At 69.3% G+C, this 24,202-nt stretch carries 22 protein-coding genes; 5 read left to right on the plus strand and 17 right to left on the minus strand.

The window, feature by feature from the left end; genetic code table 11:
• Nucleotides 1-5: 5 nt before the first annotated feature.
• The 7 genes from DX914_RS05845 to hrcA all read right to left on the minus strand — a co-directional run bounded on the left by DX914_RS05845 (nt 6) and on the right by hrcA (nt 8,269).
• Nucleotides 6-608: an SMI1/KNR4 family protein gene (locus tag DX914_RS05845; RefSeq protein WP_115858086.1), complete on the minus strand. Its 603-nt coding sequence runs from the start codon at nt 606-608 to the stop codon at nt 6-8.
• Complete coding sequence (locus DX914_RS05850; protein WP_147300612.1) at nt 605-925, minus strand: hypothetical protein; 321 nt, start codon at nt 923-925, stop codon at nt 605-607. Before DX914_RS05850 ends, DX914_RS05845 begins: the two co-directional genes overlap by 4 nt.
• A gap of 45 nt (nt 926-970) precedes the next feature.
• Complete coding sequence (locus tag DX914_RS05855; RefSeq protein ID WP_115858088.1) at nt 971-2,905, minus strand: DUF3857 domain-containing transglutaminase family protein; 1,935 nt, start codon at nt 2,903-2,905, stop codon at nt 971-973.
• Between the two features lie 149 nt (nt 2,906-3,054).
• Nucleotides 3,055-4,185: a molecular chaperone DnaJ gene (gene dnaJ, locus DX914_RS05860; protein WP_115858089.1), complete on the minus strand. Its 1,131-nt coding sequence runs from the start codon at nt 4,183-4,185 to the stop codon at nt 3,055-3,057.
• Between the two features lie 139 nt (nt 4,186-4,324).
• The gene (gene dnaK / locus DX914_RS05865) at nt 4,325-6,235 is read right to left on the minus strand and encodes a molecular chaperone DnaK (protein ID WP_115858090.1); all 1,911 of its coding nucleotides are present in this window, start codon (nt 6,233-6,235) and stop codon (nt 4,325-4,327) included.
• 129 nt (nt 6,236-6,364) lie between these two features.
• The gene (gene grpE / locus DX914_RS05870) at nt 6,365-6,874 is read right to left on the minus strand and encodes a nucleotide exchange factor GrpE (RefSeq protein WP_115858091.1); all 510 of its coding nucleotides are present in this window, start codon (nt 6,872-6,874) and stop codon (nt 6,365-6,367) included.
• A 345-nt stretch (nt 6,875-7,219) separates the two neighbouring features.
• Nucleotides 7,220-8,269, minus strand: a complete 1,050-nt coding sequence (gene hrcA / locus DX914_RS05875; RefSeq protein WP_115858092.1) for a heat-inducible transcriptional repressor HrcA — start codon at nt 8,267-8,269, stop codon at nt 7,220-7,222.
• A 180-nt stretch (nt 8,270-8,449) separates the two neighbouring features.
• Between hrcA and recN the strand changes: the two genes are divergently transcribed.
• A complete protein-coding gene (gene recN, locus DX914_RS05880) occupies nt 8,450-10,117 on the plus strand; it encodes a DNA repair protein RecN (protein WP_115858093.1) in 1,668 nt (555 codons plus the stop codon).
• Between the two features lie 710 nt (nt 10,118-10,827).
• Here the strand turns inward: recN and fur are convergent.
• Nucleotides 10,828-11,229: a ferric iron uptake transcriptional regulator gene (gene fur / locus DX914_RS05885; RefSeq protein WP_115858094.1), complete on the minus strand. Its 402-nt coding sequence runs from the start codon at nt 11,227-11,229 to the stop codon at nt 10,828-10,830.
• A gap of 184 nt (nt 11,230-11,413) precedes the next feature.
• On the opposite strand from fur, the gene DX914_RS05890 reads away from it, so the two are divergent.
• Nucleotides 11,414-11,809 (plus strand): outer membrane protein assembly factor BamE, encoded by a 396-nt coding sequence (locus DX914_RS05890; protein ID WP_115858095.1) that lies wholly within the window; start codon nt 11,414-11,416, stop codon nt 11,807-11,809.
• Between the two features lie 109 nt (nt 11,810-11,918).
• On the opposite strand, the gene DX914_RS05895 is transcribed toward DX914_RS05890, so the two are convergent.
• Both DX914_RS05895 and DX914_RS05900 read right to left on the minus strand, forming a co-directional pair.
• The gene (locus DX914_RS05895; RefSeq protein WP_115858096.1) at nt 11,919-12,200 is read right to left on the minus strand and encodes an RnfH family protein; all 282 of its coding nucleotides are present in this window, start codon (nt 12,198-12,200) and stop codon (nt 11,919-11,921) included.
• Nucleotides 12,197-12,631 (minus strand): type II toxin-antitoxin system RatA family toxin, encoded by a 435-nt coding sequence (locus tag DX914_RS05900; protein ID WP_115858097.1) that lies wholly within the window; start codon nt 12,629-12,631, stop codon nt 12,197-12,199. Before DX914_RS05900 ends, DX914_RS05895 begins: the two co-directional genes overlap by 4 nt.
• Before the next feature lie 105 nt (nt 12,632-12,736).
• On the opposite strand from DX914_RS05900, the gene smpB reads away from it, so the two are divergent.
• Entirely contained in the window at nt 12,737-13,249 is a 513-nt protein-coding gene (gene smpB, locus DX914_RS05905; protein ID WP_115858098.1) for an SsrA-binding protein SmpB, read from the plus strand.
• Nucleotides 13,250-14,055: 806 nt separating this feature from the next.
• Here smpB and DX914_RS05910 read toward each other — a convergent pair.
• The 3 genes from DX914_RS05910 to DX914_RS05920 are packed head-to-tail and all read right to left on the minus strand — an operon-like array spanning nt 14,056 to nt 16,980.
• The gene (locus DX914_RS05910) at nt 14,056-16,254 is read right to left on the minus strand and encodes a CHASE domain-containing protein (RefSeq protein WP_115858099.1); all 2,199 of its coding nucleotides are present in this window, start codon (nt 16,252-16,254) and stop codon (nt 14,056-14,058) included.
• 46 nt (nt 16,255-16,300) lie between these two features.
• Complete coding sequence (locus tag DX914_RS05915; RefSeq protein WP_115858100.1) at nt 16,301-16,693, minus strand: hypothetical protein; 393 nt, start codon at nt 16,691-16,693, stop codon at nt 16,301-16,303.
• Entirely contained in the window at nt 16,690-16,980 is a 291-nt protein-coding gene (locus DX914_RS05920; protein WP_115858101.1) for a hypothetical protein, read from the minus strand. The genes DX914_RS05915 and DX914_RS05920 overlap by 4 nt, the downstream gene beginning before the upstream one ends.
• A 164-nt stretch (nt 16,981-17,144) precedes the next feature.
• On the opposite strand from DX914_RS05920, the gene DX914_RS05925 reads away from it, so the two are divergent.
• A complete protein-coding gene (locus DX914_RS05925) occupies nt 17,145-17,516 on the plus strand; it encodes a helix-turn-helix domain-containing protein (RefSeq protein WP_115858102.1) in 372 nt (123 codons plus the stop codon).
• Nucleotides 17,517-17,688: 172 nt separating this feature from the next.
• A complete protein-coding gene (locus DX914_RS05930; RefSeq protein ID WP_115858103.1) occupies nt 17,689-19,131 on the plus strand; it encodes a serine hydrolase domain-containing protein in 1,443 nt (480 codons plus the stop codon).
• Between the two features lie 19 nt (nt 19,132-19,150).
• On the opposite strand, the gene lnt is transcribed toward DX914_RS05930, so the two are convergent.
• From lnt to DX914_RS05950, 4 genes are all read right to left on the minus strand, one after another.
• Complete coding sequence (gene lnt, locus DX914_RS05935; RefSeq protein ID WP_196778832.1) at nt 19,151-21,565, minus strand: apolipoprotein N-acyltransferase; 2,415 nt, start codon at nt 21,563-21,565, stop codon at nt 19,151-19,153.
• 72 nt (nt 21,566-21,637) lie between these two features.
• Nucleotides 21,638-22,261: a hypothetical protein gene (locus DX914_RS05940; protein ID WP_115858105.1), complete on the minus strand. Its 624-nt coding sequence runs from the start codon at nt 22,259-22,261 to the stop codon at nt 21,638-21,640.
• Between the two features lie 80 nt (nt 22,262-22,341).
• Nucleotides 22,342-23,430, minus strand: coding sequence for an SGNH/GDSL hydrolase family protein (locus DX914_RS05945; RefSeq protein ID WP_115858106.1), 1,089 nt, complete (start codon nt 23,428-23,430; stop codon nt 22,342-22,344).
• A gap of 250 nt (nt 23,431-23,680) precedes the next feature.
• Entirely contained in the window at nt 23,681-24,187 is a 507-nt protein-coding gene (locus tag DX914_RS05950) for a hypothetical protein (RefSeq protein WP_115858107.1), read from the minus strand.
• Nucleotides 24,188-24,202: the final 15 nt, after the last annotated feature.

The raw sequence follows: 24,202 nt of genomic DNA on the forward strand, positions 1-24,202 counted from the left end.
CGCGCTCATTCATACCATCGCCAGGCCTGCAGCAGCGCGTCGGCGCGCGCGGCGTCGGCATCCAAAAACGCGGCCAATGCGTCGCGCACCTGGGCGCGCGCCTGCGGGCGCAAGGCGCCGTCTTCGTCCAGGGCGTCCTCGCCCAGCGCGGTGTAGGCGTCGGCGACCGTGGCGATCGCGCCCAAGGCGGTGGCCGCATCCCCGGCGATGAGCCGCGGGTTCCAGTCGCCGCCGGCCAGGTCGAAATAGACCCGGCCGCTGCGCAAGTCGTAAATGAAGGGGTGGCTGCCCTCGTGCGCGATCACCAGCCATTCGTCCTTCCAGCCGCGCAGGCGCTCGCCGCTGAGCCCGTGCCAGCGGTAGCCGGCCTGGCGCGACCACAGATGCTGCAGCGGCGGGATCGAGACCGGGTTGCCGCCGCAGGGCAAGTCCAGGCCGACGGGTCCGATATTGGCGTGATGCACGCCGCCCCACGGCCCGATCTGTCGATAGAAATCCAGCAAATCCGGCGGCAGCGCGAACTCGCCCTGCCAGTCCGAAGCCGGCTGTGCGCGCAGTTCGCCCCAGCGTTCCAGCAAGGGACGGATCCAGGCGTAGCCGCGGCTCACGCGTCGGCGATCTCGGCCACGCCCCAGCCCTGCGCGGCGGCGTAGCGCTGCAAAGTCTGCATCCACTGCGCGGCCGCCGCTCCGCCCGTCAGTTCCACGTGCAGGCGCGATTGCGGCAGGGCCGGATCCCAATCGCTGCCGCGCACCCGGCACACCGCGCCGTCGCGGCCGCCCTCCCAGTAGAAGTCGTAGGACTGGTTGGGACCGTGCCGCTCCTGGAAGCGGTAGCGGCCGATGCCCAGCGCGGCGTAGATGCGGCTGGCACCGGCCTGCAGGCTGCAGGCGTGGCGGCCCAGGGCCAGGCTCAGCTCAGCCACCGGCGCAGGCATGCGCGACCGGCAGCGGCGCGGCTCGCGGCCGGCTCACTGGTACACCACCTGCGCCTTCAGGTTCGGCAGCACCTTCTTGGCGAAGTCGCGGAACGCGCGGTTGTATTCGGGCGTGCAGGTCGGTCCCGGCGTGGCGTCCTCGATCACGCGGTTGGCTTCGAGCACGTTGCCCTTGAGCTGGTAGCGGGCGCTGTAGCGCAATCCGCCCGATTCCACCGCCAGATCCGAAGGCACGGCGATTACCTTCATTTCCGCTGGAAATTCGATCCGGTACACCTCTTCCGAGCGTCCGCCGGTGCAAGCGGTTTCCACCTCGGTGCCGACCTCGTCGTTGGCATCGGACACGAAGCCGATCACCGGCATGGGGTTCATGAAAGGCGACGCCAGCGGGATGGCGCCGGGCACCGGCAGCATCTGCGCGACTTCGAACTCGACGTCGTAGTTCTGGCGATCGATCAACGGCTTGGGATCGTCCTGGCGGAAGCGACCTTGCGCGACCAGACCCTGCCCCTGGAAGTAATTCTTGACCATATCGCGCGAATGCTCTTCGGTCATCTCGCGCAGCAAGGCGCGCATCGTGATGGCCGGAATACCGGAAACGTCCACCGCCACCTTGCCCTTCACCGAGCCGTCCGCGGCCACGGTCAGATGGGTGGTGATGCGCTGGCGGTTGCGGTCGCCGGGAAACACCGGCGCCTGCGCCTTGAGCTCCGGCCGGTCCAAGCGCAGTACCGGCTTGCCAGCGACACTGGGCGGCAGATAGCCGAACGGGATGCCCTTGGCGGTCGCGTCCAGATACAGATCCATCCCCGGCAGGTAATTGATCACGTGATTGACGCTGGACACCACCGGCAGGTCCGGCAGCTCGTAGACGCTGCCCGCGTTCACCAGCGCCTGGGTCGCCTCGACCCCCTTGGCGGCGAGCAGGGCCTGCAGCAAGGTCGCGTGGTCCTTGCAGTCGCCGATGCGGTTGTCCAGCACGAATTCCTGGTCGCGCGGCACCACCGCGCCCAACCCGATGCAGTTGCCCCCGTAATGGATGTTGGTCGATACCCATTCGTACAGTGCGCGCGCGATGTCGCGCTGGTCGGTCTTGCCGGCGGCGATCTCGTCGGCCAGCTTGCGCACGCGTTCGGTCGGCACGGCCTTGGGCAGCGCGCGCTGGCCGTAAGCGCGCACGATGTCGCCGTAGCTGGCGAAACTGGAATAAGCGAAGCCGGGGAACTGCTCGACCCGGCGCACGGAATAGTCGCGGCGCTTGTTCTTGACCGGCTTTAGGTTCTGGTAGCGCCATTCCAGCAGGCGGCGGTCGCCGCGGGTTTCGTCGCGCACCAGCTTCATCGCGCCCCAGGCGCGGTGCTGCGCCGCCATGGCCGCAGGCGCGTCTATGCGCACGCGCACGTCGCCCTGGTAGCTGTGCGCATCGAAACTGTCGAGCTCGGAGAAGTGACCGTCGAACAGCGGCTGTTTGCCGGTCAGGCGGTAGGACAACACCACCGTATCGCCCACGGCGACGTCGGGAAACACCAGGCTGGTAGTGGCCACGTCGGAGAACGCCGGCTGGCCGCCTTCGCGGCCGTCGTTGGTCTCGACCTGGTAGTTGGACTCGGGCACCGCGATGCGGCGGCCATCGGACTTGAGCGTATAGGCCTCCAGCACCTTCAATTCCTGGATGCTGGCGCTGTAGCTGATCGACTCGCGCTTGGCGTACTCGATGGCGCGCGGGTCCAGCACCTTGTAGGCCACTTCGCGCTGTTCGGTGTAGCGGCCGTCGGGCTGTACCGTGTAGTCGATGTAGCGCCGTTCGGTCCGTAGCGGCTGTTCCGGGGCCGCCTCGTCCTGGGCGTCGGCGGCGGGGCTTGCATCGGCGGGTTTGGCCGCGGCCTGGGCGGATGCCGGGGCCGTGGCGCCGGCCGCGGCCAGCGCAAGACAGATCGCGGCGCACAGCCGCAGCGTTGCCAGTTGCATCCCGTTCCCCTGTTCCGTGAGTACGCCGCGACGGCGATTGCGCACAGGTTCTACCACAAGCCGGTGCCGCCTTAGCAACCGGCCGGGCGCAAGCACAAAAAAGGAGCCATACGGCTCCCTTTTCGTTTCATGCCTTGCCGCAGCACCGCTTATGAGGTCATTCGGTCCCAAAAGCCCTTCACGCCGTCCAGGAAGGTCGACGAGCGCGGCGAATGGCGGCGCGCGCCCTCGCCGACGAAGGTGGCCTCGAACTTCTCCAGCAACTCGCGCTGCTCGTTGGTCAGATTGACCGGCGTTTCCACCACCGCGCGGCAGTACAGGTCGCCGGGCTTGCGGCTGCGCACCGACTGCACGCCCTTGTCGCGCAGGCGGAACAGCTTGCCGCTCTGGGTTTCGGCCGGAATGCGCAGCTCGACCTCGCCGCCCAGGGTGGGCACGCGGATGGTGTCGCCGAGCGCGGCCTGGGAGATGCGGATGGGCACGTCGCAGTGCAGGTCGTCGCCGTCGCGCTGGAAGATCTCGTGCTCGCGCACGCGCACTTCCACGTACAGGTCGCCCGGCGGCGAACCGGCCGGGCCGGCCTCGCCTTCGCCGGTCAGGCGGATGCGGTCGCCGTTGTCCACGCCGGCCGGAATCTTGACCTGCAGGGTCTTGGTGCGTTCGACCCGGCCCTGGCCGTGGCAGTCCTTGCACGGGTCGGCCACGGTCTGGCCGCGGCCGCCGCACTGCGGGCAGGCCTGCTGCATGGAGAAGATGCCGCGCTGGAAGCGCACCTGGCCGCGGCCGTTGCAGGTGGTGCAGGTTTCCAGCTTGCCGTCGGCCGAACCGGTGCCGTCGCAGGTCTCGCACTCGTCCAGGGTCGGGATTTCGATCTGCTTGTCCAGACCGCCGACCGCTTCCTCCAGCGACAGTTCCATCACGTAGCCGATGTCGGCGCCGCGGCGCGGAGCGCGCTGGGCGCCGCCTCCGCCGAAGATGTTGCCGAAAATGTCGCCGAAAATGTCGCCCATGTCGGCGTAGCCCGCGCCGGGACCGGCGCCGCCGCCCATGCCGTGCTCGAACGCGGCGTGGCCGTGCTGGTCGTAGGCGCGCCGGCGGTTGCCGTCGGACAGCACCTCGTAGGCTTCCTTGCACTCCTTGAACGATTCCTCGGCGGCCTTGTCGCCGGGGTTGCGGTCGGGGTGGTACTTCATCGCGCAGCGGCGGTAGGCCTTCTTCAGGTCTTCGTCGCTGGCGTTGCGTTGCACGCCCAGCACTTCGTAATAGTCGCGTTTGCTCATGGACGTGATCGGTGATTCTTGGTGGGTGGTTCGTAACGGCTAAAGCGGCGGTGCCGGCACTCGGAACTCCGACGACAGAAGGAGCGGGGCCCAAGCCCCGCTCCTTCCAATCCCGAATCCCTAATCCCGAATCACGGCCTTACTTCTTGTCGTCCTTGACCTCGGTGAACTCCGCGTCCACCACGTCTTCGGACTTGGCGCCGCCGGCCGCGCCCTCGTCGGCGCCCGGCTGCTGCGCCTGGGCCGCGGCGAACAGCGCCTGGGCGGCGTCCTCCAGGGCCTTGGACTTGGCCTCGATCTGGCCCTTGTCGTCGCCCTTCATCGCCGTTTCCAGCTCGGCGATGGCCGATTCGGCGCGGCCGATCGCCTCGCCCGGCAGCTTCTCGCCGTGCTCCTTGATCGTGCTGCGGGCCATGTGGATCAGGCCGTCGGCCTGGTTGCGCGCCTGCACCAGGTCATGGAACTTCTGGTCTTCCTCGCGGTTGGCTTCCGCGTCGGCGACCATCTTGGCGATCTCCTCCTCGGACAGGCCCGAACCGGCCTTGATCTCGACCTTCTGTTCCTTGCCGGTCTTCTTGTCCTTGGCCGACACGTGCAGGATGCCGTTGGCGTCGATGTCGAACGACACCTCCACCTGCGGCATGCCGCGCGGCGCCGGCTCGATGCCGGACAGGTCGAAGCGGGCCAGCGACTTGTTGTAGCGGGCCTGCTCGCGCTCGCCCTGCAGCACGTGCACGGTCACGGCCGACTGGTTGTCCTCGGCGGTGGAGAAGGTCTGCGAGGCCTTGGTCGGAATGGTGGTGTTCTTCTCGATGATCTTGGTGAACACGCCGCCCAGGGTTTCGATGCCCAGGCTCAGCGGGGTCACGTCCAGCAGCAGCACGTCCTTGACGTCGCCTTGCAGCACGCCGCCCTGGATCGCCGCGCCCACGGCCACGGCTTCGTCCGGGTTGACGTCCTTGCGCGGCTCCTTGCCGAAGAATTCGGCCACCGCTTGTCCAACCTTCGGCATGCGGGTCTGGCCGCCGACCAGGATCACCTCGCTGATGTCGCTGGCGCGCAGGCCGGCGTCGTTCAGAGCGATGCGGCAGGGCTCGATGGTCTTCTTGACCAGGTCCTCGACCAGCGATTCCAGCTTGGCCCGGGTCAGCTTGATGTTCAGGTGCTTCGGGCCCGAGGCGTCGGCGGTCACGTACGGCAGGTTGACCTCGGTCTGCTGCGCGCTGGACAGCTCGATCTTGGCGCGCTCGGCCGCGTCCTTCAGGCGCTGCAGCGCCAGCGGGTCCTTGCGCAGGTCGATGCCCTGGTCCTTGAGGAATTCCTCGACCAAGTAGTCGATCACGCGCTTGTCGAAGTCTTCGCCGCCCAGGAAGGTGTCGCCGTTGGTGGACAGCACCTCGACCTGCATTTCGCCGTCGACCGACGCGATCTCGATGATCGACACGTCGAAGGTGCCGCCGCCCAGGTCGTACACGGCCACCTTGCGGTCGCCGCCCTTCTTGTCCATGCCGTAGGCCAGCGCGGCCGCGGTGGGCTCGTTGATGATGCGCTTGACGTCCAGGCCGGCGATCTTGCCGGCGTCCTTGGTCGCCTGGCGCTGGCTGTCGTTGAAGTAGGCCGGCACGGTGATGACCGCCTCGGTGACGGTCTCGCCCAGGTAGGCCTCGGCGGTCTTCTTCATCTTGGCCAGCACTTCGGCCGAGATCTGCTGCGGCGCCATCTTCTTGCCGTCGGCGGTGGCCACCCAGGCGTCGCCGTTGTCGTGCTGGACGATGCCGTAGGGCACCAGGTCCAGGTCCTTCTGCACTTCGGCGTCGGTGAACTTGCGGCCGATCAGGCGCTTCACCGCGTAGAAGGTGTTCTTGGGGTTGGTGACGGCCTGGCGCTTGGCCGATGCGCCGACCAGGACTTCGCTGTCCTTGGTGAAGGCGACGATGGACGGCGTGGTGCGATCGCCTTCCGCGTTCTCGATGACCTTGACGTTGCCGCCTTCCATGATCGCCACGCACGAGTTGGTCGTGCCCAGGTCGATGCCGATGATCTTGCCCATGGTGTTGCTCCCTCGCTAATGCTTGTAGACGTTGGGGCGGGCTGCCGCACGGGCGCGCCGCCGATGTTCGCTATCTGGGGCCGGCGCAGGGCGGTTCAAGCGCCGCGGGCCCCTGCCCTAATGACCGCTTCAGGCGTCCTGGCTGACCACGACCAGGGCCGGGCGCAGCAGGCGCTCGTTGAGCAGCCAACCCTTCTGGTAGACCTGGACCACGTGGCCCGGCGCCACGCCCGGTGCCGGCACCATGCTCATGGCCTGGTGATGCTCGGGGTTGAAGGGCTGGCCGGCGGGATCCACCGCCACCAGACCGTTGTCGGCGGCCACCTTGAGCAGCTGGCGCAGGGTCAGCTCCATGCCTTCGCGCAGCGCGCCGGCATCGCCGCCGGCCGCTGCCAGGCCGGCTTCCAGGCTGTCGATCACCGGCAGCAGGTCGCCCAGCAGGCGCTCGTTGGCGAACTTGCGCGCCATGTCGATGTCGCGGGCCAGGCGCTTGCGCTGGTTGTCGAGTTCGGCGCGCTCGCGCAGCGCCTCGTCGCGCACCTTGGCCAGCTCGGCGCGCAGGCCGTCGGCCTCGTTGAGTTCGGCCGCGCTGTCGGGGCCGTCTAGGGGGGCGTCGGAATGGGGATCGTGCTGGTTCATGCTGGGTCCTGGGCGGTACGTCCGCGACCGGGCAGCTATTGGGGCCCCAACGCCCGCGTTCAAGGGCGCAGGGCCCGACAACGGCATTGATCTGCGCCGAACGTGCGGCAACGGCGGCGAGCGGCCGCGATCCGATACGTTTTTGGGACGATGGGTGCCAGTACCACCGAAATGGCGCGCCCGTAGCCACTATCGCCCCGCCTTGGGGTAGGAGCGGCGTAAGCCGCGACCGCGACCCAACGGCCTGCAGCGCAAGACACCGCTCTGGGCGAAACCCCGGTTGCGGATCCTCTGCGCGCCACCGGTCGCGGCTCACGCCGCTCCTACCCCAAAGCCAACAAGCACTCAGCCATCGGCCTTGAACGCATCCCCCAGCGCATCCGCCGCCGCCTGCACCACCGGAATCACCCGGTCGTAAGCCATGCGGGTGGGGCCGATCACGCCCAGCACGCCCAGCACGCGGCCGCCGGCGGTGTACGGTGCGGTCACCAGCGACACCCCTTCCAGCGGCGCCAGCCCGGTTTCCTCGCCGATGAAGATGCGCACGCCCGGCGCATGCACGGTGCGCTCGAGCAACTGCAGGATCTCGCGCTTGCGGGCGAAGGCCTCGAACAGTTCGCGCAGGCGCTCCAGGTCCGACAGCTCCTGCACGCCCATCAGCCGGGTCTGCCCGGCCAGCACCATGTCGTCGTCCGGCTCCGGCGCCAGCGCCTGCTCGGCCAGCTCCACCGATTGCGCCAGCAATGCGGCCATCTCCGACTGCGCGCTGCGCAGCTCGTGCAGCAAGGTGGCGCGGATTTCCGCCACCGGCCGGCCGGCGAAATGGGTGTTCAAGTAATTGGCCACCCGCTCCAGCTCGCTCGCCTCGAACGGCCGCCGGGTCTGCAGGATGCGGTTCTGCACGTCGCTGTCGGCCAGCACCAGGATCGCCAGCACCCGCTGCGCGTCCAGGGCGACGAAGTCGATGCGCCGGAACGCGAACTGCTCGCGCTTGGGCACGCTGACCACGCCGACGAAATGGGTCATCGCCGACAGCAGCTCCGAGGCGCTGCCCAGCAGGGCCTGGGTGCCGGTGCCGGCCGGCAGCTCGCTGCGCAGCCGCGCCAGTTCGCCGTCCGGCAGCGGCCGCACCTGCAGCAGCGAGTCCACGAACAGCCGGTAGCCCTGGGCGGTGGGCACGCGCCCGGCCGAGGTGTGCGGCGCGCTGAGCAGGCCGGCGTCTTCCAGGTCGGACAGGATGTTGCGGATCGTCGCCGGGCTCACGTCCAGGCCGGCATGGCGCGCCAGCGTCTGCGAACCCACCGGCTCGCCGCTGTGGATGTAGCGCCCGATCAGCGTGCGCAGCAGCTGCCGCGCGCGCGGGTCCAGGCTCAGGTCGGAAGGGCGGCGGCTCATCGTGCTGCCGATATAAGCACGCCCGGCGGCGCACGCAAGCGGGTTCGGGCCCGCGGCGGCGGCAGGTAGGAATTTTCCGTCTCAGCCACGGAGACGAATCCGACCCAGATTGGCGCCCTGCGCCGCTAGCCCGGTCTTGCGCGACCCGGCACAATCGCGGCTCCACAACGCCATCGCCGCATGCTCACCCACCTGTCCCTCAAGCATTTCGTCGTGGTCAGCGCCGCCGAACTCAGCTTCGGCCCCGGCCTGACCGTGATTTCGGGCGAAACCGGCGCCGGCAAGTCGCTGCTGGTCGACGCCCTGGGCCTGATCTCCGGCCTGCGCGCCGACAGCGGCGTGGTCCGCCACGGCGCCGACCGCGCCGAGCTGGTGGCCGAGTTCTCGCTGCAGCACTCCGCCGCCGCGGCCGCCTGGCTGCGCGACAACGAGCTGGACGAGGACGAGGCCTGCCAGGTGCGCCGGGTGATCCGCGCCGACGGCGGCTCGCGCGCCTGGATCAACGGCCGCCCCGCCACCCTGGGCCAGCTCGCCGACCTGGCCTCGCGCCTGGTCGAGATCCACGGCCAGCACGAACACCAGGCGCTGCTGGCCAAGGGCAGCCAGCTCGCCCTGCTCGACGCCTACGCCCGCAACGACGGCGCCCGTGCCGCGGTCGACACCGCCGCGCGCGGCTGGACCGCGCTGCTGCGCGAGCGCGAGGCGCTGATCGCCAAGGGCGACGTGTCCGAGCGCATCGGCTGGCTGGAGCACCAGTACCACGAGCTGGAGCGCGAAACCCTGGAGCCCGAGGCGATCGCGCGCCTGCTCGCCGACCACAAGCGCCACGCCCACGCCGCCGGCCTGATCGCCGCCTGCGACGCCGCCTTCGCCCGCCTCGGCGGCGAGGACGGCCCTTCGCTGTCGCGCGCCCTGCAGCAGGTGCGCGGCGAGCTGCAGCGCGTGGCCGAGCACGAGGCGCGGCTGACCGACGTCGACGCCATGCTCGACGCCGCCGCCATTCAGATCGACGAGGCCCTGGCCTTGCTGGGCCGCGTGCGCGACGACCTGGACCTGGACCCCTCCGCCTTCGACACCCTGGAACAGCGCCTGGGCCGCCTGCACGAGCTCGCGCGCAAGCACCGCGTCGCCCCCGAGCAGTTGGCCGCGCACCGCGACGGCCTGGCCGCCGAACTGGAACTGCTGCGCGGCGCCGGCGAACGCCTGGCCCGCCTGGACGGCGAGATCGCCGCCGCCGCCCAGGCCTGGCGCCGCGCCGCCGACGCCCTCACCGGCTCGCGCCGCGAGGCCGCCACCGCACTGTCGGCCGCCACCACCGCCCTGATCGCCGAACTGGGCATGGGCGGCGGCCGCTTCGATATCGCCCTGGAACCCATAGGCGAGGACCGTCCCGACCCGCAGGGCGCCGAACGGGTGGAATTCCTGGTCGCCGCCAACCCCGGCCAGCCGCCGCGCGCGCTGCGCAAGGTCGCCTCCGGCGGCGAACTCTCGCGCGTGTCGCTGGCCATCGAGGTCGCGGCCCTGGGCCTGGACGCGGTGCCCAGCATGGTCTTCGACGAGGTCGACTCCGGCATCGGCGGCGCCGTGGCCGAAATCGTCGGCCAGAAACTGCGCGCCCTGGGCGCCAGCCGCCAAGTCCTGTGCGTGACCCACCTGCCGCAGGTCGCGGCGCAGGGGCATGCGCATTACCGGGTCAGCAAGTCGGCCAGCGACGGGGTCACCCAGAGCCTGGTCCAGCGCCTGGACCCCAAGCAGCGCGAGGAAGAGCTGGCGCGCATGCTGGGCGGCGTGGAACTGACCAAGGAAGTGCGCGCCGCGGCCAAGCGCCTGCTGGCCGACGTCGACTGACGGCCGCTTCAGCCTTGGGGTAGGAGCGGCGTAAGCCGCGACCACGGATCCCGCTCACGACGAAAACTGCGCCTACCCCTGTAGGAGCTGCGCAAGCTGCGACCGCGAATCCGCAGCTACGCCGCAACCCTCGTTTCTCTGCTTCCGCCTTTGCTTGTCTTCCCCCTTTGAAAAAAAGGGGGATTGAGGGGGATTTGCTTTGGCTGTTGCTCTTGCTTAGAAGCAACAGCAACGGCTTCCGTCCGCAAGCGGCCGGGTCACTTTCTTTTGATAAGCGTCAAAAGAAAGTAACCAAAGAAAAACGCTTCGCCAGAGCTCCCGTGCGAGATCGGAGTTTGCGCCGGGATTTTTCGATGGCACATCCTGTGCCAGCGAAAAACGGCGCACCTCCTGTGCGCGCCGCCCTCCGGGTCTTCTGTTGGGGCTGCGAGTTCGGCGCCCGAGCGAGGATCAAGAGCATTCGCGCTTTGCGCTCACCCCCTCACCCTAGCCCTCTCCCGCAAGCGGGAGAGGGGATGCATCCGACGCCGCTGCTCTTAGCCCCTCTCCCGCGTGCGGGAGAGGGGTTGGGGTGAGGGCACACGAGGTCACCGTCTCGCGCCGAACCCGCCAGCCAAGCGGCGCCCCCAAAGAAAACAAAAACGCCGCTGACATCAGCGGCGTCCAGATATCCGGGTGCGGGTGCGGGCGGCAGCATCGCCGCCCCGCCCTCAGCGCTTCTTGCGCACGTACAGCACCAGCGAATGCTCCTCGATCTCGTAGCCGTGCTTGGCCGCGATCTTGCGCTGCAATTCCTCGATCTCCACGCTCTCGAACTCGGTGATCTTGCCGGTCTCGATGTCCACCATGTGGTCGTGGTGATGGCCGCGGTCCAGCTCGTACACCGACTGCCCGGCCTCGAAGTTGTGCTTGAGCACCAGGCCGGCCGACTCGAACTGGGTCAGCACGCGGTAGACCGTGGCCAGGCCGATGTCCTCGCCCTTTTCCAGCAGCATCCGGTAGATGTCTTCGGCCGTCATGTGGCGCGGCTTGGACTGCTCCAGCAGCTCCAGGATCCGCATGCGCGGATGGGTGACCTTGAGCCCGGCGTTGCGCAGATCCTGCGATTCCATCTGGATGTCCCTCGTTGCGTGCTGGGGCGTCCGGCCGCGCCGCGTGCTGCGGTGCGGGCCGGAACGGCGGATGAACGCGCGGCCGTGCGCGCCGGCCCGCCCATTGTCGGTTCGGGCTTCAGTGTATCATCGGCCCCTTACCGCTCCGCTCCCTGCCCGTCGCAGACATAGGTCCCCGCACACGATGCGCAAGCTCCTGCTCGTACTCTCGATTGCCCTGATCACCTCCGGCTGCGGCATCCTCTACAAGCAGCCGATCTACCAGGGCAACCTGCTGGAAAAGACCGCCGTCGACCAGCTGCAGACCGGCATGAGCAAGCAGCAGGTGCAGTTGCTGCTGGGCAGCCCCTCGATCGAAGACCCGTTCCACCACAACCGCTGGGACTACACCGCCACCCAGCGCACCGGCCGCCTGGGCCGCACCGACATGAAGAACCTGGTGCTGTTCTTCGAAAACGACAGCCTGGTCCGCTGGGAGGGCGACTACTTCCCCGAGCAGGACGAGCAGATCGCCAAGGCCGCGCCCAAGCAGTTCGGCCGCAATCTGGCCAAGGAAAAGGACAAGAAGCGCCGCCGCTGAGGCGCGCCGGGGCCGCGGCCCCGTCCGAACGAGACGACGCCGGCGCCCGACGCCGGCGTTTTCGTTTGCGCGGCCTGGGTCGGGGCGGCTAGCGTGCCCTGCCCCGCCATCAGCCCCTGCGGCTGCCGTCCGCGTCGGCCTTGGCCTGCGCGCGCCGGCGCCGCGCATCCTTGGGGTCGGCCAGCAGCGGCCGCAGCAGCTCGACGCGGTCGCCGTCGCGCAGCGCCGTCTCCGCCGTGGCGCGCACGCCGTGCAGGGCGTAGGCCACCGTCTCTTCATCCTGCGCCCAGCCGGCCGCGGCCAGCGCCTGGGCCAGGGTCGCCCCCTCGGGCAGGTCCAACTGGCGCGATTCGTAGCGCCGCGGCCAAGCCCGGACCAGCTCGATCTTCACGCCTCGTCACCGCGATCGGCCACGCGTACGAAATCGTCGACCATGCGGTCGGCCAGGCTCTGGAAGCCCAGCGCCATGGCCGGGCCCAGCAGCTTCACCGCCGGCTCGAATTCCAGGGTCAGGGTGACCTTGCAGGCCGACTCGTCCAGGGCGTGGAACTCCCAGCGCCCGCCGAGCTGGCGGAACGGACCGTCGACCAGCTTCAGGTCGATGTGGTGCGGCCGCGCCAGGGTGTTGCGGGTAGTGAACCAGGTGCGCAGCGCGCCGAGGCCCAGGTCCAGCCGCGCGACCATGTGCGATTCGCTGGATTCCAGCACCTGCGCGTTGTCGCACCAATCGAAGCGGCGCGGGTATGCGGCGACGTCGTTGACCAGCGCGAACATGCGCGCGGCGGAGTGCTCGACCAGGGCGGAACGTCGGATCGTGGTCATCGGTACGGGCGGCGAACGTGGGCGGGAAGGACGGCGGAGGCGGCGGAACGGGGACCGCGGCAGGGTTCCCTATGCCCGCCCCGCCGCTTCTGTGACAATGGCGCGATGGCTAAGAATGCAAACAACAAGGCCGGCAAGGATAAAGGAAAGGGCGGCGCCGGCGGCACCATCGCGCTGAACAAGCGCTCGCGCCACGACTACCACCTGGAGCAGCGCTACGAGGCCGGCCTGGCCCTGCAGGGCTGGGAGCTCAAGGCGATCCGCGCCGGCCGCGCCAACATCGGCGACGCCTACGCGATGATCCGCGACGGCGAGATGTACCTGTACGGCTCGCAGATCACCCCGCTGATCTCCGCCTCCACCCATGTCGTGGCCGAAGAACGCCGCAGCCGCAAGCTGCTCCTGCACCGGCGCGAAATCGACAACCTGATCGGTCGCGTCCAGCGCGACGGCTACACCGTGGTGCTGACCGCGCTGTACTGGAAGGGCAACAAGGTCAAGGCCGAAATCGCCCTGGCCAAGGGCAAGCAGGCCCACGACAAGCGCGAAGCCAGCAAGGAACGCGATTGGGCGCGCGAGAAGCAGCGGGTGATGCGGCGGCACAATCGGGACGCTTGAGGCTAGGGACATGCCCTGGCATCGGCGCCTTGCCGGAATTCGAAGCATGGCGAACGCCGCGATTTGCTGTTGCGCGCGCCCTCACCCCAACCCCTCTCCCGCAAGCGGGAGAGGGGCTAAAGCAAAGCGGCGTCGGATGTGTCCCCTCTCCCGCTTGCGGGAGAGGGCTAGGGTGAGGGGGTGAGCGCAGCGAATGCACTTGATCCTAGCTCGGGCACCGAACTCGCCACACCAATAAAAGACCCGGAGGGCGGCGCACAGGAGGTGCGCCGTTTTTCGCTGGCACAGGATGTGCCATCGAAAAATCCCCGCGCCCGCTCCGCTCTCGCACGGGAGCTCTGGGGAAGCGTTTTTCTTTGGTTACTTTCTTTTGACGCTTATCAAAATAAAGTGACCCGGCCGCTTGCGGACGGAAGCTGTTGCCATTGCTTCGACCAGCACACCCAAACACCTTCGCGAGCTCGGAGCTGATCGCGGCTCACGCCGCTCCTACAGAAGGCGCAGATCCCACAGAGATCGGAGCGTTCGTCGTAATCGCGGGGTCGCGGTCGCAGCTCACGCAGCTCCTACCCCAAAGCTGGGAGCAGGCAGCGCCAGGCCTCCGCGAGTTCGGAGCTGGTCGCGGCTCACGCCGCTCCTACCCCAAGGCGCCAGAGCAGACCCACGCCGACCGAGGGCTTGATCGCGACTGTGGATTCGCGGTCGCAGCTTGCGCAGCTCCTACAGGGGCAATCGCAGCATTCGCCGTGGTTGCGGATTTGCGGTTGTGGCTCACGCCGCTCCTACCCGGCGGTGGAGCGACGCGCTCATTCGCCCGGCAAGGTGAAAGTAAACGTAGCCCCCTTCCCTTCCACGCCTTCGGCGCGGATCGCGCCGCCGTGGCGTTCGACGATGCGCTTGACCGAAGCCAGGCCGATGCCGTGTCCGGGGAAATCCTCGTCGGTGTGCAGGCGCTGGAACGGCCGGAACAGCTTGCCCACGTATTCCTGGGCGAAACCGGCGCCGTTGTCGCGCACGTAGTACTCCGGCAGCCCCTGTGCATTGGCGTGCACGCCGAACTCGATGCGCGCCCGCGCGTTGCCGCGGGTGAACTTCCAGGCATTGCCCAACAGGTTCGACAGCAGGTTGCGCAACAGCGCCGCGTCGCCCACCACCGACAGCGCCGGCGCGATCGTCACCTCGACGTTGCGCTGCGGGTCGCCCGCGCGCAGTTCCTCGACGATCTCGCCGGCCAGCTTGGCCAGGTCCACGCGCTCCAGGCGCAGCTCGCTGCGGGTCAGGCGCGACATGTGCAGCAGCGCGTCGATGAGCTCGCCCATGCGCCCGGCCGCCTTGCGCACCCGGCCCAGGTAGCCGCGGCCGGCCTCGTCCAGCTGCGGCGCGTGCTTCTCCACCAGAATGCGGCTGAAACCCTCGATCGCGCGCAGGGGCGCGCGCAGGTCGTGCGAGACGCTGTAGGCGAACGCCTCCAGCTCCTGGTTGGCCTGGCTGAGCTCGCGCGTGCGCAGGGCCACGCGCGCCTCCAGGGTGCGGTTGAGCGCGTGCACGCGCGCTTCCGCGCGCAGGCGCTCGGTCACGTCCTCGACCTGGACCAGGCCGCTGATGTCCTGGCCCACGTTGCCCGGCACCGGCGCATAGGTCAGCTGCACCTGCCGCACCAGCCCGTCCTCGCGGTGCAGGCGCCGGGTGGCGCGGTGCACGCCGTCGGTGTCGGTGCGGCCGTGGGCGTGGCCGGCCAGTTCGGCGTCGTCGGTCTCGAACAGCGCGTCGAAGCGCGTGCCCAGCAACGACTCCTCGCTATTGCCGACGATCGCCACCAGCGCCGGATTGGCCTCGACGATGCGGCCCTCGCTGTCCAGCAGCGCCTTGCCGATCGCCGAGTAGCGCATCGCGCTGCGGAAACGGGTTTCGCTGCGGCGGTAATCCTCGGTCATGCGCACCGCGATCTTGCGCGCGCGGTCCTCGGTGCGGGCCAGGGTCAGCGCCACCGCGTACAGCAGCAGCGAGGCGAACAGGCCCAGCGCCAGCATGTTCTGCAGGCTGGCCAGGCGCGGCGCCGCGCGCGCCTGCGCCGGCGATTCGAAATCGATGCGCCAGTTGCGCCCGTACGCGTCCAGGGTGGTGCTGAGCTTGAACGCCGGCGCATTGCGGTCGGTCTCGGCCTCGCCGCGACCGTTGACGCTGGCGTAGAGCAGCCGCGGATAGCCGTCGGTCACGTCGTAGACGCGAAAACGCTCTTCGCTGAAAGCAGTGCCCATCGAGGCTTCGACGAAGCGCTTCATCCGGAACGGCACGTACACCCAGCCCTGCATCGAGGTGCGGCGCGCGTCCACCGACTGCGGCCGGTCGCCGCCGCGGTACACCGGCAGGTACAGCAGCAACCCCAGGCTTTCGTTGGCGTCGTCCTGGATCAGCCGCACCGGGCCGCTGAGCCGCGCCTGGCCCGATTCCAGCGCCGCCAGCATGGCCGCCGCGCGCGTGGGCTCGGAATACATGTCGTAGCCGATCGCCGCGGCATTGGCCGGTGTGCGCGGCTCCAGGTACAGGATGGGCCCGTAGTCGCGACGGATACCGCGAGGGCGCACTTCCAGCAGACCGTAGCCGGCCTCGCGCCATTCGGTCTGCAATTCGGGCAGGCGCGAGCTGCGCACGTAGCCGCCGAAGCCCAGGCCGATCATGGCCGGGAAGCGCCGCGGCAGGTTCATGCCGTCGACGTAGGCCTGCCACTGCTGCGGCGTGGGCCGCGCGACCGAGCCGAACAGCGACACGCCACCGCGCGCGACCAGTTCGTAATAGATCATGCGCTGGCGCAGCAGGTCGGTCATGACCGCGGTCTGGGCCACGAACTCGGACTCGGCCGAACGCAGTTCGCGCTCGCGCGCCACCCGCCAGGTCACGAACACCAGGATCAGCGCGCCGATCAGCACCAGCAGGGCCAGCAGATAGCCGCGGCGCGGCGCCAGGGCGGTCAGGTCGGCGGGTTCCCCCGAAGGTGCGGCACTCATGCGGCGAGCATACAAGCCGCGACCGTGATGCGGCAGTTGACGCGGCTCAGCGCGAGGCGCCGGTATCGCGCCGCAGCGCCTCCAGCATCAAGGCGTTGACGCAGTCCAGGCGCTCGCCGGCCAGGCGCCGGCATTGCCGCGCCCAGCGCCGCTGTTCGATGGCGCTGTGGCCGGCGAGCTCCAGCGACTGCGCGTAGGTATCGATCTCACGCGCCAGGCCCAGCAAGGCCAGGCCGCTGCGCCCGATGCGCCGAGCGGGATCGCGGCGCTGCCGGCGCATCCACAGCGCCAGGGCCAAGGCCGCGGCGGCCACCAGCACCGCCAGGCCGGCGGCCACCGCCGCGGCCAGCGGCGGCAGCGCACCGCCCTCGCCTGCCGCCTGCACCACGCCCCAGATGGCGCGATCATCGGCGGCGAACAACCGCAACCAGCGGTTCATCGGCGCCGCCTGGCCGGGGCCGGCAGCGCCATCAGTTCGGCCGGCTCCAGGCGTCCTCCGCAGGCCTCGGCCATGCGCAAGGCTCGGTTGCGCGTTGAAACGAAGCCTTTTATGCGCATCTGACGCAGCATTTCTGTGGAGATACCCGCGGCCCGGGCCGCAGCGCTCACCGTCGCGAAGCAGGCGATGTAGCGCAGTATCGGGTTTTGGCCGGAGTTTTCGCGCAAGGCCGGGGTCTGCAACAACCCGGGGCGCGCTCCGGCGGCGATGTCCCTATCGTCGTCCATGGCGAAAATATTGCCACTACAAGTTGCTAAATACAACACCTAAAAGTTGTGATTACAGTCCACAAGATGCGCAACAATGAGTTGCGCTATCCCGCGCGGGATCGAATGGACACTCCGGTGAAGGACGACCGCAATAGCCTGGCAGGACGCACGGGCGGTATCGCATGAGCCACGCCCCACACGACGAATTCGCCCGCCGCCTGCACCAGGCGCTGGACTTCTCCGGTTTCGCCAAGGGCCGCGCCCGCACCGGCGCCCTGGCCTCGTATTACGGCGTGAGCCGCGAGACCGCGCGCAAATGGCTGATCGGCCTGGCCCTGCCCGAACTGGAGCGCATGCTGTCGATCTCGGTGCAGCAGCACGTGAGCTTCGAATGGCTGGCCACCGGCCGCGGCACCATCGAGGGCAAGTCGCTGTCGGTGCGCGACCAGACCACCAAGTACTCCGACCCGGACGAACTGCGGCTGATGGGCCTGATGCGCAAGCTCTCGCGCAAGAAGCGCCGCGCGCTGATCGAATTGCTCGACGGTCATTGATGCGGCCCCCTCGCGGCAGCGCGCGGCGCGGCCGTTAGCCCTTGATACCCGCGATGCGTCGCACCGGTTGAGACCGGTTGGGCGCATCGCCGCCGCTGCGGCGCGATCGCGTCGCAGGCCGGTGGCATGCTGCGCGCCTGAGCGGCCGATCGTGGCGCCGCAGAGAAAGCGAATGGGATCCAAGCTGTGCGCCTGGGCGTTGCTGGCCTGCCTGTCGTGGCTGCCCGGCGCCGCTGCCGCCGACGATGGCGCGCTGTCGCGCGCGCTGACCCGGCAAATGGAGCTCAACCGCCAGCGCTACGGCGTGGCCGGCCAGGCGGTACTGGTCGCGCATAACGGCCGGGTGCTGTTCCGCGGCAGCGACGGCCTGGCCGATCGGCAGCGCGGCGAGCGCGCCACGCCCGAGCATGTGTTCGCCTCGTTTTCGCTGAGCAAGCTGTTCGTCAGCACCTTGCTCATGCAACTGGTCGAGCAAGGCGCCGTGCGTCTGGAGGCGCCGATCCAGACCTACTTGCCCGAACTGCCCCAGCGCTGGCGCCCGATCCCGGTGCGCGACTTCCTGGATCACAGCTCCGGCGTGCCGGAGTACTTCGCGCGCGATCCGCGCACCGGGATGCCGGCGCTGCCGTTTCCCAAGGACCTGCCGTCGGCGTTCGCCGCCTTGGCCGACACGCCGCTGCAGTTCGCACCCGGCAACGACACGCGGTATACGCAGACCAATTACCTGGTGCTGACCGCGCTGCTGGAACGCCACTACGGCCAGCCCTATCCGCAGATCGCGGACGCACGCATCCTGCGCCCGCTCAAGCTGCGCCACACCTGGCTGGGCCCGGACCGTTTGCCTGAGCAAGGCGTGGCCGCGAACTATGCCGGCAAGGACGGAGGCCTGCAGCCCGAGACGGACGCGCCCTGGCCCAGCTACGCCTACGGCCACGCGGCGCTCTACACCGACATCGACGACCTGGGCCGTTTCCTGCAGGCGATGAGCGCGGGCGAACTGGTCGGCAAGGCCACCCTGCAACGGCTGTGGCAGCCGCGCACGCTGGGCGACGGCCGCCGCGGCGGCTTCGCCGGCGGCTGGGAATACGGCGAAAGCGGCCGCTACCGCGAACTGGGACACGATGGCGGCACCCGCGTGCGCGCGCGCATCGCCTACACCGGCTCGCTGGACGGCGACGTCTATCTGTTCGTCTACCTGAGCAACGGCAGCGCCCGCAAAGTGTGGTCGCGCGTGCTGCTGGACAGCGCGATGGCCGCGGTCGCGCCGGACGCGTTTCCGCGCGAGGCGCTGGGTGAGGCCCTGATCGGCTACGCCTTGCGGGCGCCAGTGCGAGGCGATGCCCAGGCGTTCGCGCAGTTGCTTCGTGCCGACAGCCCGCTGAGCGCCGCCGACCTGGAACGCAGCGTCAACGCCAGCGGCTACAGCATCCGCGAGAACCTGGGCCCGGACCCCGCGCTGCGCGTGTTCGAGCTCAACACCCAGCTCTTCCCGGATTCGGCCAATGCCTGGGACAGCCTGGCCGAGACCTATGCGGCCAAGGGCGACGCCGCCCAGGCTAAGGCCGCGTACGCGAAAGCGCGGCAGCGGTCGGAACGCGCGAAACCCGGCCACTAGCGCCGCGCGGGCGCCATGCTCATCCCGCCGATAGCAGACGCAACGCCAGCCACACCGGCACGCCCAGGTAGAACGTCACCCGGCCCAGCCATTCCAGCGCATCGCGCAAGGCGCCCGCCTGCGAGTAGCGCAGCGCTACCGCCGGCACGACGATGGTCTCGATCGCGATCCGCAGCGCGGCGGCGAACAGCATCAGGCCCAGCGACCACGAGGCCCACCAGATCAGCGCCGCCGTGAGGTAGGCGCCCAAGCCATAGCTGTAGTACTCGCCCAAGGGCCCGCCGAAGGCGATGACCTGGTGCAGACGGAACGCGACCAGCGCCGGCAGCAGCGGGAACAGCAGGAACTTCAGCAGCGGATGATCGAGCCGGCGCCGGCGCGCGTCCGCACGCGCCTGCGCCCATTCGGCCCAGGCGGCGGCGAAGCGCCCTTCCCAGCGCAGCGAGGCACCGGCGGCAGCGAGCAGGCGCTGCAACGAATACGGCCGGCGCAAGGCCAGTCCGCGCGTCCACAACGGCCCTTCTGCCAGGCGCAGGTCCGCGCCGGCCTGCGGCAGCGGCAGGCGCCAGGGCCGCAAGGCGGCCAGCGAGGCCAGCGGCAGTTCGATCCGCTGCCGGCGTTGCTCCAGCACCAGTGTCGCGCCTTCGATGCGCGCCTGCGCCGCGTGCGCGCGCAGGATCGCCCATGCCGCCGCCAGCGGCACCAGTACCGCAATGGCATACCACGCGAGTTGCTTCAGCGACTGCACCTGCACGCCGCTGCGCCACAGCATGTCCCAGGCCAGCCACAGCAGACCCGCGCCGGCGCACAGCCGCAGCGCGCCGGCGAGCGCGCGCCAGAACGGCGTGAGCAGCGCCAGCTCGATAGCCGACTCCGGCGCCGGCACGGCCGCCGCGCGCCGGCGCGCGGCCTGCCACACCGCCAGCGCCACCAGCACCAGCAGGAACGCCGCGCCCGCCCGCCCCACCCAGTCGCCCCAGCGCACCATCAGCGTGGGCGCCGGATCGCGCGCGCTGACGAAGGCGGTCAGCACCGCCTGGTCGCCCATCGCCGTGCTCGCCAGTACTTCGCCGGTGTCGTCGACGATGGCGCTGAGCCCGTTGGTGGTCACGCGCACCTGCGGCAGCCGGGTTTCGATGCTGCGGAAGGCCGCCACCGACAGGTGCAGACGCGCACCCTGCGGATAGGCGGTGAACCAGGAGTCGTTGGACATGCCCAGGATCGCCTGCGCGCCCAGCCGCGCGCCGTCGATGGCCAGATCGCTGTGCACATCGTCCAGGCAGATCAGCGGCACCACGTTGACCTCGCGCCCGTCCGCGCTGCGCAGCGGCAGCACGCGCGCGCCGTCGCCCGCGCGCCAGCCGCCGGTCCAGGGCAGCGCGCCGCGCAGCCAGCGGCCGTCGAGCCAGGCCGGCACGTATTCGGTCAGCGGGAACGGATGGGTCTTGCGGTAGCTGCCCAACCGGCCCTTTCCTGGCTCCAGGAACGTGGCCGCGTTGTACTCGCCCTGCCCGTCCAGGTCGTAGGTGCCGAACACCAGCGGCACCCCGGCCGCGTCGACGAAGCCCTGGATCTCGCGATCCAGCGCCGCTCCGTCTTCGCTGCGCGGACTGCCGTAGGTGGTGGGATACACGGTTTCCGACCACAGCAGCACGTCGGCCTGGTGATCGCGGATCGCCGACCAGGACAAGGCGTAGTGCGTGTCGAGCACGTGCCGGACCACGGCGTAGGCGCCCATTTCCCGGCGCAGCCGCTCGTAGTCGGTGATGCTGGCCTGGACCATGGCCACGCGCAGCGTCGCCGCCTCGTCGCTGGGCGGCGCCTGCAACGCCGCGCGCCGCGCCAGGCCGTAGCCCGTCATGCACACCACGATCAGCGCACTCAACGCGATCGGCCGCAGCCACACGCGCGGGCCGCGGCGGCGCTGCTCGATCGCCACGGCGAGCGCCTCGTTGACGAGCAACAGCAGGAACGTGAGACCCGCCGCGCCACCCAGATCGGCGACCTGGCGCAGCGCTGCCGACGGATACAGGCCGTGCCCTAGCGTGTCGCCCAACAGCTTGGGCACCAGCCATTCGCAGGCCACCCAGGCCGACGCCGCGGCCAAGGCGCGCAACAAGGGCCCATAGCGGCGCCCGGCCCACTGCCGTACCAGCGCGTAGGCGATGAATTGCGGTTGCAGCACCGGCGCCAGCACCAGCAAGGCCACGCTGCCCGTGACCGCGCCGATCCCGGTGTAGGCGCCGATGGCCGCGCCGAACCAATGGAACACCGCGGCCGTGAACGCCACGCAGAGCAGCGCGGCGTTGACCACCACGGTGAGGGGCTTTTGGTCGGCGCCCAGGGTGAGCAGCCAAGGCACCAAGGCGACGAAGCCCAGCGCCCAGGCGGGTCCGCCCAGTGCGTACAGGCCCAACAGCGCGGCGGTGAGCAAGAGGCCGGCGAGGCTACGCCAGCGGGACGGGGACAGCCGCTCCTGGGTCAAGCAACACTCCGTATCGCGGTCTTAGCGCGGGGGAATCCGGATCGGCCGCAGCGGCATGCCCGGCGGCGCGAGTTCCGGCGGCACCACCCGGTCGGGCGGCATGGCGATGGGGCGACCCTTGCGGTCGTAGAGGACGAAGTCGGGCGCGAACATCAGCATCGGCTCGATGGGCACGCCTTCGTCGGTGACTTGGTGGTGACGCACATAGCCTTCGGGCAGCGCATAGCCTTCCGGCACGGCCAGTCCCTGCAACGGCGGACTGGTTCCCGGCGGGTTGAACGCGCCCAGGCCCGTGCGCACGCCGGCCTGCTGCAGGGCCTCGATGACCTGCTTGCCGGTGGGCTCGGGATCGCCGGGCTGGAAGTAGCTGGCCAGGTCGTCGGGATCGTTGCTGGGCATGTCCTGCGGGTCCTGCAGCGAGGCCTTGCGCAACGAGGGCTGCGCGGAAACGGCGCGGCCGTCGCTCCGGCTGGCCGCCGCCGTGCGCTGCGCCGCAGCGGCGATCGCCGCAACTCCGTCGCTGCGTTGCTCACGCGCGGACCAACGCGACCAACCCACCGCCGCCACCGCGATCGCGAACATCGCGCACACGGTCCAGGGCAGCCAGCGGCGGCGCGCCGCCGGCGCCTTGGCGATCACGCGCATACCCTCGCCGTCCGCTCGGGACGGCGGGGTACGCGCGGGGCGGTGCTCGGCCACGGTACGTCGCTCCGCCTAAACCGGACTCAGGGCGTGGCCGGCTGGTAGACCGACAGCGCCCAACCCATGCGCTCGTGCCCGTACTGGTTCCAGATCGGGCTGCGGCCGCCGGTGAAGCTGGTGTAGCGCGGTGCGCCGCTGCCGGTGCTGCCGCCCCACAGGCCGGCCGACACGGTGCCGCCGGTGTAGGTCGGGTGGGTATCGTCGGACTGGATGTAGTCGTACGAACTGGAGGACGAGACGAAGTGGGTGTTGGCGTCGCGCAAGGTCGGACGCAGCGTCACCGAGGTCCGGGTGATGTAGCTGGACTCGGTCTCGCCGGCCACGTAGCGCAGCGCGTCGGAGTCGATCTGGCCGTCGCCGTTGCTGTCGTAGTCCGCGCCCATGTACTGGGCGAAGCTGTCCGCGCACTTGAAGCCCTTCTGGCGCGCGTACTCGCACATCCAGTAGTTCATCTTGGCGATCGCGGGCAGGAAGCGGTCGCGCATGTTGACCGTCTGACCGGTGCCGGCGTCGCGGCACGAGCTCTGCACATTGTCGGCGTTGTAGCCGGGGTAGTACAGGTTGGAGATCACCTTGAGCTTGGTGTTGGCGTGCGCGTTGGCGTTGATGTAGTCCATCGCCGCCGACACGTAGGTTTTGCAGGAGTTGATCGCCGCATCCAGGCCGCTGTAATCGCAGGTGCCGGTTTGCGACTTGAACGCCGAACGCGCCTGCAGGCCGTCGTTGCCGCACATTTCGAAGCTGACCACGCGCGTGGACGCGGCCTGCATGTACGAACGCTCGGCCACGATCTTGTTCTCGTACACGTCGCGCGCGACCGCACCGGACTTGGCCCGGCGGATGCTTTCGATGTCGGCGTTCCAGCGCGCCGACAGGTACTCGGCGTCCACGGTCGGCGCCGAATAGCGCGCCGCGTTGCTGATCGAGCCGTTGTAGCCGGCGAAGATCGAATCGCCGTAGGCGACCACGCGGTACTTGGTGCTGGTGCCGGCCCGGTCGATGGTCCACGACACGTTCTGGTTGAGGGTGCTGGCCATGGCCGGCGCCGACAGCGCGAGCAGCGCCGCGGCCGACAGCCACCGCCCCGCCCTGGTGCGGAACAGAGTCTTCATCCTTAATTCCCCTTCGAGATGGTGCGCCACGGACACCGGCTGGTGCCCGACGAAAAAACGCTAAACCAAGATCACGACAAGGACACCCTCGAACCCGGGGCATCCTTCCCCTGCATCGCCCGCCGGACGCTAGCGTATGGTCCGGGGCTGGCGCAATGTGCGCTGCAACAGGCGATGCGGATTAGGTCACGTTTCGGTGGCTCGCTGGCCGAACCTGAGACCGCCCAGAACCGGCTTGGCCGGCAGGCGGCTAAGAGCCGGAAGGATGCTTCGGCCGCAATTCCGCAGCTTGGGCAACCTGCTGCTTGACCCACCGCAGCCAGGCATCTGCCGATCCGAATACCTGCTCATTGGTAGGAGCAAGGGCCGCCCAATAGGGCGTGCCGCCCTTGATCAGCATCAGGTACTCGCCGCCGACACGATACTCCATCGCAAAGCACATGCCGCGACGCCCAGCCGGCCGCACGAATTCGTAGGGCACGGCGTGATCGTTCCTATCGTCCGCTTTCACCAAGACCCCAGGGAACTCAAGCGGTGCCTTGGGAGCGCTGCCTTTAACGACACCCAGCAAGCCGAAGCGAACCGTGGCGTCTTCGTGCCTGGAACGCTTTGGCAGAAACGCGTAGCCATCGGCCTTGACGTGATAGATGGCCTGAGCCTGCTCCACTAAAAGCTCCGGCCGCAGCACCTCCCTCACGCTACAGGCGTGGGTCGGAAGCGCTGCGAACAGAAGAGCGAGGAAAGCAACCGCTTTCATTGGGTGACTCCAGAA

It is taken from the genome of Lysobacter silvisoli, assembly GCF_003382365.1.
GTDB lineage: Bacteria > Pseudomonadota > Gammaproteobacteria > Xanthomonadales > Xanthomonadaceae > Lysobacter > Lysobacter silvisoli.

Excerpts from the sequence above, each read along its gene's own strand:
- fur (WP_115858094.1), bottom strand. The coding sequence starts at position 11,229 with ATGGAATCGCAGGATCTGCGCAACGCCGGGCTCAAGGTCACCCATCCG.
- DX914_RS05910 (WP_115858099.1), bottom strand. The coding sequence starts at position 16,254 with ATGAGTGCCGCACCTTCGGGGGAACCCGCCGACCTGACCGCCCTGGCG.
- DX914_RS05945 (WP_115858106.1), bottom strand. The coding sequence starts at position 23,430 with ATGAAGACTCTGTTCCGCACCAGGGCGGGGCGGTGGCTGTCGGCCGCG.
- DX914_RS05915 (WP_115858100.1), bottom strand. The coding sequence starts at position 16,693 with ATGAACCGCTGGTTGCGGTTGTTCGCCGCCGATGATCGCGCCATCTGG.
- DX914_RS05930 (WP_115858103.1), top strand. The coding sequence starts at position 17,689 with ATGGGATCCAAGCTGTGCGCCTGGGCGTTGCTGGCCTGCCTGTCGTGG.
- DX914_RS05920 (WP_115858101.1), bottom strand. The coding sequence starts at position 16,980 with ATGGACGACGATAGGGACATCGCCGCCGGAGCGCGCCCCGGGTTGTTG.
- recN (WP_115858093.1), top strand. The coding sequence starts at position 8,450 with ATGCTCACCCACCTGTCCCTCAAGCATTTCGTCGTGGTCAGCGCCGCC.
- DX914_RS05925 (WP_115858102.1), top strand. The coding sequence starts at position 17,145 with ATGAGCCACGCCCCACACGACGAATTCGCCCGCCGCCTGCACCAGGCG.
- DX914_RS05890 (WP_115858095.1), top strand. The coding sequence starts at position 11,414 with ATGCGCAAGCTCCTGCTCGTACTCTCGATTGCCCTGATCACCTCCGGC.
- hrcA (WP_115858092.1), bottom strand. The coding sequence starts at position 8,269 with ATGAGCCGCCGCCCTTCCGACCTGAGCCTGGACCCGCGCGCGCGGCAG.
- DX914_RS05950 (WP_115858107.1), bottom strand. The coding sequence starts at position 24,187 with ATGAAAGCGGTTGCTTTCCTCGCTCTTCTGTTCGCAGCGCTTCCGACC.
- DX914_RS05855 (WP_115858088.1), bottom strand. The coding sequence starts at position 2,905 with ATGCAACTGGCAACGCTGCGGCTGTGCGCCGCGATCTGTCTTGCGCTG.
- dnaJ (WP_115858089.1), bottom strand. The coding sequence starts at position 4,185 with ATGAGCAAACGCGACTATTACGAAGTGCTGGGCGTGCAACGCAACGCC.
- grpE (WP_115858091.1), bottom strand. The coding sequence starts at position 6,874 with ATGAACCAGCACGATCCCCATTCCGACGCCCCCCTAGACGGCCCCGAC.
- DX914_RS05900 (WP_115858097.1), bottom strand. The coding sequence starts at position 12,631 with ATGACCACGATCCGACGTTCCGCCCTGGTCGAGCACTCCGCCGCGCGC.
- DX914_RS05940 (WP_115858105.1), bottom strand. The coding sequence starts at position 22,261 with ATGCGCGTGATCGCCAAGGCGCCGGCGGCGCGCCGCCGCTGGCTGCCC.
- dnaK (WP_115858090.1), bottom strand. The coding sequence starts at position 6,235 with ATGGGCAAGATCATCGGCATCGACCTGGGCACGACCAACTCGTGCGTG.
- smpB (WP_115858098.1), top strand. The coding sequence starts at position 12,737 with ATGGCTAAGAATGCAAACAACAAGGCCGGCAAGGATAAAGGAAAGGGC.